General features: G+C 73.3%; 16 protein-coding genes. 6 read left to right on the forward strand and 10 right to left on the reverse strand.

What is annotated here, in order from left to right; all coding sequences use genetic code 11:
• Positions 1–16 precede the first annotated feature (16 nt).
• The 6 genes from AB0950_RS23245 (at position 17) to AB0950_RS23270 (ending at position 4,786) form a co-directional block, all read left to right on the forward strand.
• Positions 17–793, forward strand: a complete 777-nt coding sequence (locus tag AB0950_RS23245; RefSeq protein WP_360573965.1) for an FMN-binding protein — start codon at positions 17–19, stop codon at positions 791–793.
• On the forward strand, positions 786–1,589 hold the full coding sequence (locus tag AB0950_RS23250) for an FAD:protein FMN transferase (RefSeq protein WP_360157232.1): 804 nt from the start codon (positions 786–788) through the stop codon (positions 1,587–1,589). Before AB0950_RS23245 ends, AB0950_RS23250 begins: the two co-directional genes overlap by 8 nt.
• 83 nt (positions 1,590–1,672) lie before the next feature.
• Positions 1,673–1,846, forward strand: a complete 174-nt coding sequence (locus tag AB0950_RS23255; protein WP_366779324.1) for a hypothetical protein — start codon at positions 1,673–1,675, stop codon at positions 1,844–1,846.
• Between the two features lie 74 nt (positions 1,847–1,920).
• Entirely contained in the window at positions 1,921–3,735 is a 1,815-nt protein-coding gene (locus tag AB0950_RS23260) for an ABC transporter ATP-binding protein (RefSeq protein WP_366779325.1), read from the forward strand.
• Complete coding sequence (locus AB0950_RS23265; protein WP_360573969.1) at positions 3,732–4,571, forward strand: serine/threonine-protein kinase; 840 nt, start codon at positions 3,732–3,734, stop codon at positions 4,569–4,571. The genes AB0950_RS23260 and AB0950_RS23265 overlap by 4 nt, the downstream gene beginning before the upstream one ends.
• On the forward strand, positions 4,568–4,786 hold the full coding sequence (locus AB0950_RS23270; protein WP_366779326.1) for a hypothetical protein: 219 nt from the start codon (positions 4,568–4,570) through the stop codon (positions 4,784–4,786). The genes AB0950_RS23265 and AB0950_RS23270 overlap by 4 nt, the downstream gene beginning before the upstream one ends.
• Before the next feature lie 216 nt (positions 4,787–5,002).
• On the opposite strand, the gene AB0950_RS23275 is transcribed toward AB0950_RS23270, so the two are convergent.
• From AB0950_RS23275 to AB0950_RS23320, 10 genes are all read right to left on the reverse strand, one after another.
• The gene (locus AB0950_RS23275) at positions 5,003–5,770 is read right to left on the reverse strand and encodes a hypothetical protein (protein ID WP_366779327.1); all 768 of its coding nucleotides are present in this window, start codon (positions 5,768–5,770) and stop codon (positions 5,003–5,005) included.
• A complete protein-coding gene (locus tag AB0950_RS23280; RefSeq protein ID WP_360161038.1) occupies positions 5,760–6,347 on the reverse strand; it encodes a sigma-70 family RNA polymerase sigma factor in 588 nt (195 codons plus the stop codon). The genes AB0950_RS23275 and AB0950_RS23280 overlap by 11 nt, the downstream gene beginning before the upstream one ends.
• 109 nt (positions 6,348–6,456) lie before the next feature.
• The gene (locus AB0950_RS23285; RefSeq protein WP_360161040.1) at positions 6,457–6,999 is read right to left on the reverse strand and encodes an arginine repressor; all 543 of its coding nucleotides are present in this window, start codon (positions 6,997–6,999) and stop codon (positions 6,457–6,459) included.
• Between the two features lie 7 nt (positions 7,000–7,006).
• A complete protein-coding gene (locus AB0950_RS23290; protein ID WP_366779328.1) occupies positions 7,007–8,212 on the reverse strand; it encodes an acetylornithine transaminase in 1,206 nt (401 codons plus the stop codon).
• Positions 8,209–9,120, reverse strand: a complete 912-nt coding sequence (gene argB, locus AB0950_RS23295; RefSeq protein WP_360161044.1) for an acetylglutamate kinase — start codon at positions 9,118–9,120, stop codon at positions 8,209–8,211. Before argB ends, AB0950_RS23290 begins: the two co-directional genes overlap by 4 nt.
• Complete coding sequence (gene argJ / locus AB0950_RS23300) at positions 9,117–10,295, reverse strand: bifunctional glutamate N-acetyltransferase/amino-acid acetyltransferase ArgJ (RefSeq protein ID WP_366779329.1); 1,179 nt, start codon at positions 10,293–10,295, stop codon at positions 9,117–9,119. Before argJ ends, argB begins: the two co-directional genes overlap by 4 nt.
• 88 nt (positions 10,296–10,383) lie before the next feature.
• On the reverse strand, positions 10,384–11,412 hold the full coding sequence (argC, locus tag AB0950_RS23305) for an N-acetyl-gamma-glutamyl-phosphate reductase (RefSeq protein ID WP_360161048.1): 1,029 nt from the start codon (positions 11,410–11,412) through the stop codon (positions 10,384–10,386).
• A gap of 44 nt (positions 11,413–11,456) precedes the next feature.
• Entirely contained in the window at positions 11,457–11,834 is a 378-nt protein-coding gene (locus AB0950_RS23310) for a GtrA family protein (RefSeq protein WP_360161050.1), read from the reverse strand.
• On the reverse strand, positions 11,834–12,784 hold the full coding sequence (locus tag AB0950_RS23315; protein ID WP_360161052.1) for a glycosyltransferase family 2 protein: 951 nt from the start codon (positions 12,782–12,784) through the stop codon (positions 11,834–11,836). Before AB0950_RS23315 ends, AB0950_RS23310 begins: the two co-directional genes overlap by 1 nt.
• Before the next feature lie 24 nt (positions 12,785–12,808).
• A complete protein-coding gene (locus AB0950_RS23320) occupies positions 12,809–15,352 on the reverse strand; it encodes a YfhO family protein (protein WP_366779330.1) in 2,544 nt (847 codons plus the stop codon).
• Between the last annotated feature and the right edge of the window lie 180 nt (positions 15,353–15,532).

The raw sequence follows: 15,532 nt of genomic DNA on the forward strand, positions 1-15,532 counted from the left end.
CGGGAGCTACGGACAGATGAGGAAGAGCCACCCCATTCGGCGGGTCGTGCTGGCCACCGCCGCGACCGTGTCCGGTGTCGTGCTGCTGCTGTCGCTGAAGCCGGCGTCCGGTCCGGCCGCCGCGTCGGCGGGAGGCGCCGCGCCGCAGCAGACGGTCGCGGGGCAGCAGGCCCCGCAGGGCGGGTCGCAGGCGGCGGGGGCGAGTTCCGGCACGGTGACCGGTGACGCGACGCAGACGCAGTACGGGACCGTGCAGGTACGGCTGACCGTCGCCGGCGGGAAGATCACCAAGGCGGAGGCCGTCCAGGCGCCCAAGGGCGGGCTCAGCGACCAGAAGACCGCGATGGCCGTGCCCAGGCTGAACCAGGAGGCCGTCGCGGCGCAGAGCGCGCAGATCGACGCGGTGTCGGGGGCGACGTACACGAGCGACGGCTACAAGAAGTCGCTGCAGTCGGCGCTGGACAGGATGAAGTCGGCGGGCTCCGGTTCGTCGAGCACTGGCAACTCCGGTGCGGCGCAGGCCCGTACGGTCACCGGGAAGGTGGCGCAGACCCAGTACGGGCCGGTCCAGGTGCGGATCACCGTCGCCGGCGGCAAGATCACCAAGGCGGAGGCCGTCCAGGCGCCCAAGGGCGGGCTCAGCGACCAGAAGACCGCGATGGCCGTGCCCAGGCTGAACCAGGAGGCCGTCGCGGCCGGCACCGCGCACATCGACGCCGTCTCCGGCGCCACCTACACCAGCACCGGCTACCGGCAGTCCCTCCAGTCGGCGCTGGACCAGGCCGGTGGCTGACACGGTGACCGAGCCGGCCGGCGCTCCCGCCGCGGTGCGTCACGCGGAGGAGGTCATGGGGACCGTCTTCTCCTTCGACGTCCGCGGCGGGGAACCCGGCGCCGTGCGGCAGGCGCTGGCCGAGGCCGTCGCCGGGCTGCACCGGGCGGACGCGGTCTTCAGCACCTACCGCGAGGACAGCGAGGTCTCGCGGCTGGCCCGGGGTGAGCTGACCGTGGCGGACTGCTCGCCCGAGGTGGCCGAGGTGCTGGACCTGGCCGACGAGGCGGAGCGGGTGAGCGAGGGCTGGTTCAGCCCCCGCTACCGCGGCTCGCTGGACCCCACCGGCATCGTCAAGGGCTGGGCCGCCGAGCGGGCGGCGCGGCTGCTGGCGGGGGTGGCCGGGGTGCGCGGGGTCAGCGTCAACGGGGGCGGGGACGTGCAGATGCTCGGAACGCCGGAGCCGCAGCGGCCGTGGCGCGTCGGAGTGGCCGATCCGCTCCGGCCGGGCGGTCTGGCGGCGGTGATCTCGGCGGCGGGCCTGGCGGAGCTGTCGGTGGCGACCTCGGGCACGGCCGAGCGGGGCGCGCACATCGTGGATCCGCGCACGGGCAGGTCGGCGGTGTCGGACCTGGTCGCGGTGACGGTCGTGGGGCCCCGGCTCACCTGGGCCGACTGCTGGGCCACGGCGGCGTTCGCGATGGGGTCGCGGGCGGGGCTGGCCTGGCTGGAGTCGCTGCCCGGCGTGGAGGCCCTGCTGATCACGGCCGGGGACGAGGTGCGCTGCACCGGGGGGCTGGCCGCGCGACTGGGCTGAAACCTCACCTTTTTGCCGGTGAAGGCCATCCCATTTCCGTCCTGGGACGTATCCCGTGTGCATTGAGTTTCAGGAGGAGCGCTATGACCATCTTCAGCAGTCTGCTGCCCGCCAAGCGCCGTGACCGCGACCGCGACGACACCTCACGTCACTTCGGCACGCGGCACGGGCACGGGCACCGGCACAGCGGCGGTCACCGCCACAACCACTTCGACCGTCACAGCCACGGCGACCACGACCACCACCACGGATACTGATCGCCCACGAAGGCGGAGCGGACCGGAGACCGCCAGGCCCCGGTCCGCTCCGCCGATCCCCGAGGGACCCTCCCATGGCGCATGTCCTGCGGCGTCTGCTGTCGGTCGCGGAGGCGTCCGACGGCGTCGTGGCGGCCGCGCCCCCGGTGCCGCCGAGCGCGGTGTTCCGGCGGTTCTGGCCCTATACGCGCGGCGGCCGGCGCTGGCTGGTGCCCGTCGTCGTCTTCAGCCTGCTCGGCCCGGCCGTGGACGCCGCCGAGCTGTGGCTGTTCAAGATCGTGGTGGACGAGGTCCTCGTCCCCCGCGACCTGCGGCCCTTCGTGTGGATCGCACCGGCCTATCTGGGCCTCATCCTCTTCTCCGGCGTGCTGCGCTTCGCCGACGACATGATCTCGACCTGGGTCGGCGAACGCTTCCTGCTGTCGCTGCGCTGCGATGTCTTCCGGCACGTCCAGGGGCTGTCGCTGGGCTTCTTCGAACGCCGGCGGCTCGGCGACGTGCTCTCCCGCGTCACGGGCGACGTCGACGCGGTCGAGACGTTCCTGCTCTCGGGGGTGGCGGACGCCCTCTACTACGTGATCCGCCTGGCCCTCTTCCTCGGCCTGCTCTTCTACCTGCGCTGGGACCTGACCCTGCTGGCGCTGGTCATCGTGCCCCTGTTCTGGGGGGCCGCCCGACACTTCTCCCGGCTGATCAAGGCGGCGTCCCGGGAGCGCAGGCGGCGCAGCGGCTCGCTCAGCGCGATCGCCGAGGAGGTGCTGGGCAATGTGGCGCTGGTGCAGGCGTACAACCGGCAGGGGTGGGAGGAGCGCCGGTTCGAGCGGGAGGGAGTCGGCAGGTTCCGGGCGGTGATGGCCTCGGCGCGGATCCGGGCCGTCTACGCTCCGGTCGTCGAGATCATCGAGGTCACCGGCGGCCTGGCGGTGATGGGCCTCGGCACCTGGAAGCTGGCCCAGGGTCAGCTCACGCTGGGCGGCCTGCTGGTCTTCCTGGCCCTGATCGGCAAGCTGTACGGCCCGGTGCACGGCCTGTCCGGGCTCGGCACCACCTTCTACGCGGCCTCCGCCTCGGCCGAGCGGATCATCGAGCTGCTGGACCAGCGGCCGCAGGTCGGCGAGCGGGCGGACGCCCGGCGGACCGGACGGGCGCGGGGCGCGGTGGAGTTCGACGGCGTCTGGTTCCGCTACCCCGGTGCCCCGTCCTGGGCGCTGTCCGGGGTGTCCTTCCGGGTGGCCCCGGGCGAGACGCTGGCGCTGGTCGGCGCCAGCGGGGCCGGCAAGTCGACCGTCGCCAAGCTGCAGTTGCGGTTCTACGACCCCGACCGGGGTGCGGTCCGGCTCGACGGGATGGATCTGCGGGAGCTGCGGCTGTCCGACGTACGGGAGAGCGTCGCCGTGGTGCTCCAGGAGACGCTCGTCTTCCACGGCACCGTGCGGGAGAACATCGCCTACGGCCGGCCGGGGGCGAGCGAGGCGGACATCGTCGCGGCGGCCCGTGCCGCGGACGCCCACGAGTTCATCGAGCGGCTGCCGGAGGGCTACGACACGCTGGTCGGCCAGCGCGGCCGCACCCTGTCCGGCGGGCAGTGCCAGCGCCTGGCCATCGCCCGCGCGATGATCAGGGACGCGCCGGTGCTGCTGCTGGACGAGCCGACCACCGGGCTCGACGTGCGCTCGGGCCGGCGGATCATGGAACCGCTGCGCCGGCTCATGACCGGCCGGACGACCGTCGTCATCTCCCACAACCTGCTCACCGTCCGCGACGCCACCCGGATCGTGGTGCTCGGCCACGGCCGGGTCGTCGAGGACGGCGCCCCGGACGACCTGCTGCGCCGCCAGGGTGCGTACGCCCGGCTGCACCGGCTGAACGCGGGCACGGTGCTGTCATGAGCGGCCCTGTGCCCCCGGCCCTGGCGCCGGGCGCGCACCCGGCTCCCGGGTACGCGGTCCTGGCCCATCTGACCCGCACCGGCTGGCTCGACGTGTACGACGCGTGGAGCGAGGAGCGGGCCTGCCGGTGCGTGATCAAGGTCGTACGGCCGGATCTGCGCGGCGAGGAGGGGCTGGGCGCGCGACTGCTGCGGGAGGGCCGGTGGCTGCGGGAGTTCAGCCATCCGCACCTGGTGCGGGGCTACGAGACCGTGGAGCGCCCCGAGCCGCTCGTCGTCCTGGAGACGCTGACCGGTGAGACGCTGTCCCATCTGGTGCACCGCCTGCGGCGCCGGCCGGCCGCGGCCGACGTGGCGCTGCTCGGCGTGCAGTTGTGCTCCGCCGCCCACTATCTGCACGGCCGGGGCCTGCTGCACCTGGACCTCAAGCCGTCCAACGTGGTGGTCGAGCGCGGCCATGCCAAGGTGCTGGACCTGAGCGTCGCCCGGCCGCCGGGACGCGCGCCCGCCGGGGTGGGCACGTGCGGCTACCGGGCTCCGGAGCAGACGCGCGGCGGACCGCTCACGGAAGCCGCCGACGTGTGGGGCATCGGCGTCACGCTGTTCGAGGTGGCGTGCGGCGAGCCGCCGTTCGACCACGGGGAGACGGCCGAAGACAGCGGCGGCACCGCGGGCGACCGGTGTCCGGGGACGGCGGAGCCCGCCCCGCCGGTCGGGGCCCGGCGGCGGCTGCCCCACACGCTCGCCGCCGCCCTGGACGCCTGCCTGCGGCCCGACCCGGCGGCACGTCCCACGGTCACCGAACTGACCACGGCCCTGGAGTCGGCACTGCCTTGAGCGGGGGACGCGCCGCCGTTCGACCACGGGGAGACAGCGGCGGCACCGCGAGCGACCGGTGTCCGGGGACGGCCGAGCCCGCCCCGCCGGTCGGGGCCCGGCGGCGGCTGCCCCACACGCTCGCCGCCGCCCTGGACGCCTGCCTGCGGCCCGACCCGGCGGCACGTCCCACGATCGCCGAACTGACCACGGCCCTGGAGTCGGCACTGCCTTGAGCGGGGACGCGCCGCCGTTCGACCACGGGGAGACGGCGGACGACAGCTGCGGCACCACCGACTCCCGGTGTCCGGGGACGGCGGAGCCCGCCCCGCCGGTCGGGGCCCGGCGGCGGCTGCCCCACACGCTCGCCGCCGCCCTGGACGCCTGCCTGCGGCCCGACCCGGCGGCACGTCCCACGGTCACCGAACTGACCACGGCCCTGGAGTCGGCGCTCACGCCTGCGACTCCACCACCTGGCCCTTGTGCAGCTGGGCCGTGGCGAGGACGGTGCCGTCCGGAGCGGTCAGCCGGGCGCCGGTGAGGGTCGACAGGTCGCCGGGAGCGGCCACGCCCCACTGGCCGCGCCCGCCGGTCAGCGGGAAGTCGCCGACCCGCACGGAGGTGCCGTCGGAGTGCTCCAGGAGACAGGTGACCTTGCCGGTGTACGAGCGGCGCGGCCCGGCGAGGGCGACGGACACGAACACCCAGCCGGGCCTTCCGGGATGGGCGTAGACCTCGCCGGCGGACTGCCCGCCGTGCCCGGCCGACGTCATGTCGCCGACCATCACCGGCTCGGAGACGGCGGCGGGCGCGGTGGAGGCGATGACCGCCTCCACGGCGGTGCCGACCCCCCATCCGGCGAAGCCGACGGCGGCGGTGACCGCGGCGACGACGGCCGCGAACCGCAGCCTGGCCCGGCGGGCCCGCCCGCGCAGGCCCCGGGCCGCGCGGGCGGCGGTGCCCTCCCGGCCGTCGTGCGCCGACGCCTGCCCGGCCAGCCTGCGCGCCACCCGGGTCTCGAACCCGGCCGGCGGCTCCGCGTCCGGCAGCAGGCCGATCAGCCGGTCGCCGACCAGGGTGAGCCGGCGGACGTACTCCCGGCAGTCCGCGCACCGGTCCAGGTGGGCGACCGCCTCCGCGCGCTCGCGGCCGGGCAGCACGCCCAGCGCCAGCTCGGCGCCGATCTCCCGGAGCTTCTCGCAGCCGGCGTCACTCGACATGGTCGCCTCGCTTCGGGGACGCGAGCGTGGTGCGCAGTTTCGCCATGGCCGACCTGATCCTGGTCTTGGCGGTCCCGAGCGGGATCTCCTCGGTGTCGGCGATCTGCTGGGCCGTCATGCCGTAGATGCCCGCCATCACCAGGGCCCGGGCCTGTTCCCGGGGCAGCCGGGCGACGGCGGCCCGCAGTTCGGCGGAGGCCTCGTCGGCCAGCGCCCACTGCTCGGGGGTCTCGGTGACGACGCCGATGACGGCGTCGACGTCCTCGGGGGCCATCGGCCGGCTCCGCCGGGCCCGGACGGCGTCGACGGCGAGGTTGTGCGCGATGGTCGTCAGCCAGGTGGCGACCGAGCCGCGGCGGGAGTCGTAGATCTGCGCATGACGCCACGCCCGCTCGAACGTCGACTGGGCGACGTCCTCGGCGAGTTGCTCGTCGCCGGTGACGGCCATGGCGACACCGAAGACCCGGCGCTGGAATCTGCGGACGAAGACGGCCGCCAGTTCCGGGTCGCCGGTGGCCAGCCCGGCCAGCAGAGCCTCGTCCGGGAGACGGCCCTCGGGGAACCGGAGACCCGACACACTTCTGTATACGGACGACGGCCGCCAGGGGATTGCCCGCCCACCTGCCCGCCCGCCGCGGAAGATCACATGCCCATTCTGCGCCGACGGGCCGGGCGCCGCATGCGGGCTAGTGGCCGTTCTGCGCCAGGCGCAGCAGGTGGTCCGCGAGGGCCTGCCCGCCGCTCGGCTCCCGGCTGATCAGCAGCAGCGTGTCGTCGCCTGCGATGGTGCCGAGGATGTCGTGCAGCTCGGCCTGGTCGATGGCGGAGGCCAGGAACTGGGCGGCGCCCGGCGGGGTGCGCAGGACCACGAGGTTGGCTGAGGCCTCCGCGGAGATCAGCAGCTCCTGGGAGAGCCGCCGCATCCGCTCCTCCTTCGCCGACTCCCCCAGCGGCGCGCGCGGGGTGCGGAAGCCGCCCTCGCTCGGCACCGCGTAGATCAGCTCGCCGTCGGTGTTGCGGATCTTCACCGCGTTCAGCTCGTCGAGGTCCCGCGACAGCGTCGCCTGGGTGACGCTCAGTCCGTCGTCGGCGAGCAGCTTCGCCAGCTGGCTCTGCGACCGCACCGGCTGCCGGTTGAGGATGTCCACGATCCGGCGGTGCCGCGCGGTACGGGTCTGCGGCACGGCCGGCCCGGCGGCCGCCTGCTCGTGATCCTGCGCCTGGCTCATCGTCGTCCTATTCTCCGGATCGTCCGTCCCCATCCACTGGGTTCGCTGCGTCGAGGATGCCGGGCAGCGCCTGCAGGAAGGCACCCACCTCGGCGTCCGTGATGTTCAGCGGCGGCATGAGCCGTACGACGTCGGGGGCGGGCGCGTTCACCAGGAACCCGGCCTCCTGGGCCGCCGCCTGCGCCTGCTGCGCGTGCGGCCCGGTGAGCACGATACCCAGGAGCAGGCCGGCGCCTCGCACATAATCGATCAACGGGTGGCCCAGGGCCTCGGTTCCCTCGCGCAGCTTCTCGCTCTGCCGCTTGACGTTCTCCAGCAGTCCCTCGCCCTCGATGGTGTCGAGGACGGCGAGTCCGGCGGCGCAGGCTACCGGGTTGCCGCCGAAGGTCGTGCCGTGCTGGCCCGGCTGGAGCAGTTCGGCGGCGCGGCCGAAGGCCACGGTGGCGCCGAGCGGCAGTCCGCCGCCGAGCTGCTTGGCGAGGGTGACGACATCGGGGAGCACACCCTCGTGGGCCTGGTACTCGAACCAGGTCCCGGTGCGGCCGATGCCGGTCTGCACCTCGTCCAGGACCAGCAGGGCGCCGGTGGCGGCGGTGATCGCGCGGGCGGCCTTGAGATAGCCGGCCGGCGGCACCACGACGCCGTTCTCGCCCTGGACCGGCTCGATGATCACCAGGGCCGTCTCCTCGGTGACCGCCGCCGCGAGCGCCTGGGCGTCACCGTAGGGCACGTGGGTGACGTCGGCGGGCAGCGGCCGGAAGGGGTCCTGCTTGGCGGGCTGGCCGGTGAGCGCGAGGGCGCCCATCGTACGGCCGTGGAAGCCGCCGTCGGTGGCGACCATGTGGGTGCGCCCGGTGAGCCGGCCGATCTTGAAGGCGGTCTCGTTGGCCTCGGCGCCGGAGTTGCAGAAGAAGACCCTGCCCTCCCGGCCGAAGAGCGTCAGCAGCCGTTCGGCGAGGGCGACGGTGGGCTCGGCCATGAAGAAGTTGGAGATGTGGCCGAGCCGGCCGATCTGCTCGGTGACGGCCGCGACGATCGCCGGGTGGGCGTGGCCGAGCGCGTTGGTGGCGATGCCGCCGACGAAGTCGAGGTACTCCCGGCCCTCGGCGTCCCAGACCTTCACGCCCTCGCCGCGCACGAGGGGCAGGCGCGGGGTGCCGTAGTTGTTCATGAGCGCGCCCTGCCAGCGGTGGGTCAGCTCCTGGTTGCTCATGACTCCCCCTGTTCGACCGGAATGTCGTCGGGCACGACCATCGTGCCGATGCCTTCGTCCGTGAAGATCTCCAGCAGGATCGAGTGCTGGACCCGGCCGTCGATGACCCGGGCGGTGTGCACCCCGTTGCGCACGGCGTGCAGGCAGCCCTCCATCTTCGGCACCATGCCGGAGCTCAACTCCGGCAGCAGCTTCTCCAGTTGGGAAGCGGTGAGGCGGCTGATCACCTCGTCGGAGTTCGGCCAGTCCTCGTAGAGGCCCTCGACGTCGGTGAGGACCATGAGGGTTTCGGCGCCCAGTGCCGCAGCGAGTGCCGCAGCCGCCGTATCAGCATTGACGTTGTAGACATGGTGGTCGTCCTGGGAGCGGGCGATCGACGAGACGACCGGGATACGGCCGTCCGCCAGCAGGGCCTCGATGGCGCCGGTGTCGATGCCGGTGATCTCGCCGACCCGGCCGATGTCGACCAGTTCGCCGTCGATCTCGGGCTGGTGCTTGGTGGCGGTGATGGTGTGCGCGTCCTCGCCGGTCAGGCCGACGGCGAGCGGGCCGTGCTGGTTGAGCAGGCCGACCAGCTCGCGCTGCACCTGCCCGGCGAGCACCATGCGCACGACGTCCATGGCGTCCTCGGTGGTGACGCGCAGGCCCGCCTTGAACTCGCTGACGATGCCGTGCCTGTCGAGGGCGGCGCTGATCTGCGGGCCGCCGCCGTGGACGACGACCGGCCTGAGGCCGGCGTGCCGCAGGAAGACCACGTCCTGGGCGAAGGCGGCCTTGAGGTCCTCGTTCACCATGGCGTTGCCGCCGAACTTGATGACGACGATCTTGCCGTGGTGCCGGGTCAGCCAGGGCAGCGCCTCGATGAGGATCTGGGCCTTCGGCAGGGCCGTGTGCTTGCGAGTGCTCATGAGGAGTAGGCGCTGTTCTCGTGGACGTAGTCGGCGGTGAGGTCGTTGGTCCAGATCGTCGCGGTCTCGGTGCCGGCGGCCAGGTCGGCGACGATGTGCACCTCGCGGTAGCGCATGTCGACCTTCTCGCGGTCCTCGCCGACAGAGCCGTTCTTGCACACCCACACGCCGTTGATGGCGACGTTGAGCCGGTCCGGCTCGAAGGCGGCGGAGGTGGTGCCGATCGCGGAGAGCACCCGGCCCCAGTTGGGGTCCTCGCCGTGGATCGCGCACTTGAGGAGGTTGTTGCGGGCGATGGAGCGGCCCACCTCGACGGCGTCCGCCTCGCTCGCCGCGTTGACCACCTCCACCTTGATGTCCTTGCTGGCGCCCTCGGCGTCCCGGATGAGCTGCTGTCCGAGGTCGTCGCAGACCTGGCGTACGGCGTCGGCGAACTCGGCGTACTCCGGGGTGATGCCGGAGGCGCCGGAGGCCAGCAGCAGCACGGTGTCGTTGGTGGACATGCAGCCGTCGGAGTCGACGCGGTCGAAGGTGACCTTGGTGGCGGCGCGCAGGGCCTTGTCCAGGGTGGCGTTGTCGAGGTCGGCGTCGGTGGTGAGGACGACCAGCATGGTGGCGAGGCCGGGCGCGAGCATGCCGGCGCCCTTGGCCATGCCGCCGACGGTCCAGCCGTCCTTGGTGACGACGGATGTCTTGTGGACGGTGTCGGTGGTCTTGATGGCGATGGCGGCTTTCTCGCCGCCGTGCGGGCTGAGCTGGGCGACCGCCTTGTCCACGCCCGGCAGCAGCTTGTCCATCGGCAGCAGCACGCCGATCAGGCCGGTGGAGCAGACGGCGACCTGGCCCGGGGCGTGGCCGCCCGCCTCGTCGTAACCGGCGGTGTTGAGCGACTCGGCCACCTTCTCCGCGGTGGCGTGGGTGTCCTGGAAGCCCTTGGGACCCGTACAGGCGTTGGCGCCGCCGGAGTTCAGGACGACGGCGGTCAGCTCACCGCCCTTGAGGACCTGCTCCGACCACAGCACCGGCGCCGCCTTCACGCGGTTGGAGGTGAAGACGCCCGCGGCGGCACGGCGCGGCCCGTTGTTGACCACGAGGGCCAGGTCGGGGTTGCCGTTCTCCTTGATCCCGGCGGCGATGCCCGCCGCCGTGAATCCCTTGGCTGCCGTGACGCTCACTGCATCTCCTCGTTCGCTTCTCCGCCCGTGCAGCGCGCCGGTGCGGCTTTCGTCGTTGTCTGCGGCCCGGTGGCTGCACGTGCGTCGCTCACGGGGCGACTCCGATCGTGGAAAGCCCGGTGGTCTCGGGAAGACCCAGGGCGATGTTCATGCTCTGGACGGCACCGCCCGCGGTGCCCTTGGTCAGGTTGTCGATGGCGCTGATGGCGATGATGCGGCCCACGGACTCGTCGTACGCGACCTGCACCTGAACGGCGTTGGAACCGTGGACGGACGCCGTCGCGGGCCACTGGCCCTCGGGGAGCAGGTGGACGAAGGGCTCCTCGGCGTAGGCCTTCTCGTAGGCGGCGCGGACGGAGTCCGCCGTCACCCCGGCGACGGCGGACGCGCTGCACGTGGCGAGGATGCCGCGGGGCATCGGCGCCAGGGTCGGCGTGAAGGAGACGCGCACGCCCTGCCCCGCGACCCCGCTGAGGTTCTGGATCATCTCGGGGGTGTGCCGGTGGGCGCCGCCGACGCCGTACGGCGACATGGAGCCCATGACCTCGCTGCCGAGCAGGTGCGGCTTGGGCGCCTTGCCCGCGCCGGAGGTGCCGGACGCGGCGACGATCACCGCCTCCGGCTCGGCGAGTGAGGCGGCGTAGGCCGGGAACAGGGCGAGGGTGACCGCGGTCGGGTAGCAACCGGGCACCGCGATGCGCTTGGACCCCTCCAGCGCGGCGCGGGCGCCCGGAAGTTCGGGGAGGCCGTAGGGCCAGGTGCCGGCGTGCTCCGAGCCGTAGAACCGCTCCCAGTCGGCCGGGTCCTTCAGCCGGAAGTCGGCGCCCATGTCGACCACGAGGACGTCCGGGCCGAGCTGCTCGGCGACGGCGGCGGACTGCCCGTGCGGCAGCGCGAGGAAGACCACGTCGTGCCCGGCGAGCGCCTCGGCCGTGGTCTCGGTGAGCACCCGGTCGGCCAGCGGCAGCAGGTGCGGCTGGAGCGCGCCGAGCCGCTGGCCGGCGTTGGAGTTCGCGGTCAGGGCACCGATCTCGACCTCGGGGTGCGCAAGGAGCAGGCGCAGGACCTCGCCGCCCGCGTACCCGCTCGCTCCGGCCACCGCCGCACGTACCGCCATGTCACCCTCCTCTGGATGGCATGACTATACGTTCCGCTGCAGTTTTATGCAACGGCGTCCGGGCCGGGCAGCATGATGCGGCGGGAGAGCAGGAAGGTCACCGGGATCGCGGCCGCCGAGGCGAGGAGCGGGGCGAAGCGGCTCCCCGCGTGCAGGACGTCCACGATCACGTACACCCCGGCCGTGGTGATGACGAAATTCGTGAGGTTGGTCAGCGGGAACAGCAGGAATTTCCGCCAGGTGGGCCGCGTCCGGTAGGTGAAGCGCGCGTTCAGGAAGAAAGAGCCGACCATGCTCAGCAGAAATGCCAGGACGTGCGCGGCCAGATACGGAAGGAAAGCGAGGAACAGCAGGTACAGACCGTAATAGGTGGCGGTGTTGACGCCGCCGACGACGGCGAAGACGGCTATCTGTCTGGACATCAGGGGATGAGGTCTTTCGTCCGTTCGACGTTGGTCGCCTTCACCAGGAAGTGCGGGCGGCCCTTCACCTCGTAGTAGATGCGGCCGGTGTACTCCCCGATCACTCCCAGCATGACCATCTGGACGCCCGCGAGGGCGGTCACGGCGGTGATGATGGTCACATAGCCGGGGGTCTGGACGCCGTGGATCAGGGCGGCGCCGACGATCCAGGCCGTGTAGAGGCCCGCGCAGCACAGCAGGGCCATGCCGAGCCAGAGGGCGGCGCGCAGCGGGCGGTTGTTGAAGGACAGCAGCCCGTCGATGCCGTAGTTGAGCAGGCCGCGCAGGTTCCAGGAGCTGCGGCCGGCCTCGCGGGCGGCGTTCTCGTACGCGAAGACGGTGCTCGGGAAGCCCACCCAGGCGAACAGGCCCTTGGAGAAGCGGTTGTACTCGGTCAGGGCCAGTACGGCGTCCACCACGCGGCGCGACAGCAGCCGGAAGTCGCCTGCGCCGTCGACGAGTTCGACGTCGACCAGGCGGTTGACCAGCCGGTAGTACAGGCGCGCGGTCAGGGTCCGGGCGAGGCCGTCGCCGGTGCGGGTGCGCCGGGCGATGACCTGGTCGTGGCCCTCCTCGCGCAGCCGGACCATCCGCCGGATCAGCTCGGGCGGGTGCTGGAGGTCGGCGTCCATGACGACCACCGCGTCCCCGGAGGCGTGCCTCAGGCCGGCGAGCAGGGCGGCCTCCTTGCCGAAGTTGCGGCTGAAGGAGACGTAACGCACCCGTGCGTCGCGCTCCGCGAGGCGCTTGAGGACGGCGAGGGTACGGTCGCGGCTGCCGTCGTCCACGTACACGAACTCCATGTCGTGGCCGAGCGGCAGCAGGTCCTCGGCGACGGCCTGGATCCTGTCGTGGAAGCGGTCGAGGACGGCTTCCTCGTTGTAGCAGGGCGCGACGATCGATATCAGCATGGCGGGTTCCCCCCAGGGGCGCGGTCAGGGTGCGGTGGTCACGCGCTCGCGTGGTGGTGTGCTCGTGGGCGGCGCGGGGACGCGCCGGCGGCGGACGGCGGTGAGGGCGCTGAGTACGGCGAGGGCCGTGAGCGAGGCGAGTGAGACGGTCGTGCCCAGCCGCAGGCCGGGCGGGCGGAAGGTGCAGGTCACGGTGGTCGAGCGGCCGTCGAGCGGGACGGAGATCAGCCCGTGGTAGTCGCCGGCGGGCCGGGCCGCGCGCTCGCCGGTGGCACACCGCCAGCCGGCGATGCGGGGTGCGGCGACGACCGCGATGCCCTTGCTGCCGGCGGGCAGCCGGGCCCGGAGGGTGCCGTCGGAAACGGTCACCCCGGTGGCGCCGGTGGCCTTCAGACGCGCGGCGGCCGCGTCCAGCCGGGCGGTGTCCAGGCAGCCGACCGCGCCGGGCGGGATGCGGCCGGGCCGGTCCGGCGTCAGCTCGATCCGCACGCGTCCGGAGGCCGGTGCGGTGCCGAGCGGCGCCATGGCGGCCCGGTTGCGCCCGTACGTGAACCGGAACGGCGCGCCGGTGCCGCTTCCCGCGAGCCGCGCGGTGCCGGAGAAGTGCGGCGCCCACAGGTCGACCTGGGTCCCGGCCGGGCAGCGGGCGGTGATCACGGGCCCGGTCAGGGCACTCCCGGAGCCCACGTAGCGGCTGGTCACCGGCTTGCCGAGGTCGTCCCGCACCGCGAGCCGGGGGACGGTGTAGACGCGGCTGCCGAGCAGCAGTTCCTGGTTGCGGTAGGGCGAGTCGCCGAACGGGGCGGTGTCGGGAGCGGTCCGCACGGTCACCAGGGGCGGCACCTCGCGCCGGGTGACGGTGGTCCGGTCGCTTCCCCGGGCCGGGGTTCCCTGGTGCGGGTCGGGCGGGTCGTGCAGCCGGGCGCCGACGGAGAAGAGGACGTCGGTGACGGCGTTGTCCAGGCTCTGCACGCTGCGGCCGCGCGAGGTCCAGCCGCCGCCGAGCGCGGTGAGGGTGCGGCTGAGGACGTCGGAGGTGAGGCTGCTGTAGTACTGGGCGCCCTGGCCGCCGACCAGCAGCGGGTCGTTGCCGACGGTCTGCTCGCGGCCGGGGTCGGTGCGGTAGCGGGGCCAGCCGTCGTTCTCGGCGATCACCGCGGCCTGCCGCTGCTGCCGCTCGCCCCAGGGCGCGTAGTCGTCGAGGTGCTTCAGGCGCAGCCCGGCGGCGACGGCGGAGGTGGCGGCGCTCTCGCCGACCTGCGCGCCGAGGAGGAGTACGACGGCGGCTCCGGCGAGTCGTGTGCGCGGCCCGGCGCGGCCCAGCAGGACGAGCCCGGCCAGGGTGCCGGCGACGGCGAGCAGCAGCACCGGCCAGGTGTGCGGCCGTACCAGCGCGCTGCGGCTCGCCACGGCGGTGAGCACGGCGAGCAACGCGGTCGCGGCGCCGAGCGTGCGCCCGTCGGGCGGGCCGTACGCCAGGGCGTGCCAGGCGGCGATCACCAGCAGCCCGCACAGGACGAAGGCCTGCCGGTAGGAGCTGCCCTGCGGGGTGGCGAAGGCGTGCCAGGCCAGGCTGGTGGGCGCCCACTGCAGGGACAGGGCGACCAGGAGCACCAGCGCGGTCCAGCCCGCCCGGACCGGGGCGGGCACCGCGCGGTGGAAGGGCAGGGCGAGGGCGAGCACCAGGGCGGTGACGCCGACGTAGAGGGCCGGGGAGCCGAAGCCGTACGTCGCCGGCAGCAGCCGGGCGAGCAGGTCCTCGCCCGGTACGGGGGTGAACGGCCGTACGCGGCCGGGGTAGGCGTGCCGGGTGCCGAAGTAGACCACCGCGACGAGCGGGGCGGCCAGGCCCGTGCCGAGGGCGACGGTGAGGGTGGCGCGTCCGGCCGCCGCGAGCGCCTCCCGGCGGGGCGGGCGGGCGAGCAGCAGGCGCAGGGCGAGGACGAGCGCGGCGCCGAGGGTGGCCATGTAGGCGGTGTAGAAGTCGGCGGTCCAGGCGAGGGCGACGACCAGGACGCCGAGGAGCCGTCGGCGCCCCGTGAGCGCCCACTCCCCGACCAGGCACAGCAGCGGCAGGGCGATCAGGCCGTCGAGCCACATCGGGTTGTAGTCGGCGTCGGCCAGGGTCCAGCCGCACAGCGCGTACGAGGCGCCGAGCAGGCCCGCCGCCCACCAGCGGCCGGGGCGCAGGGTGAGCAGCAGGCAGGCCATGGCGGCCGCGGCGCAGGCGATCTTCAAGGCGGTGACGGCGTAGACGGCGATGTCGATCCGGTCCCTGGGGAAGACGGCGACGAGCAGCGCGAAGGGGCTGCCGAGATAGGTGCCGAGGTCGGGCAGGAAGCTGGAGCCGTAGCCGGACTGCCAGTTGACGAGGAGGCCGCCGTCGGCGCGGCCGTGCAGCAGGTCCCACAGGTGGGCGTGGAAGGGCACGTACTGGTTGCCGAGGTCGTTGACGCTGCGGGTGCGGGGGCCGAAGGGGTAGCTGCGGGCGAGGACGTCCCCGGCGCAGAACGCTATGACGGCGACGGCCGCGCCGAGCAGGGCTGCGGCGCGCCGCGGACGCGACATCGGTTTCCCACCCGGTCTCATTTCCCCGTGTCCCCCCACGCATATGGCCGCTATTTCGCCGACGTAGACGGCCCGGATTTCCGGTTGGTTGTGCGCTCACCGAAAAGTGATGCACCGCCCTCCGAATACGGAAAACACCGGATGAATTTGATGACGTCCCGGGAAATCTCTGATTTACGG

The organism is Streptomyces sp. NPDC007189, from assembly GCF_040703635.1.
GTDB lineage: Bacteria > Actinomycetota > Actinomycetes > Streptomycetales > Streptomycetaceae > Streptomyces.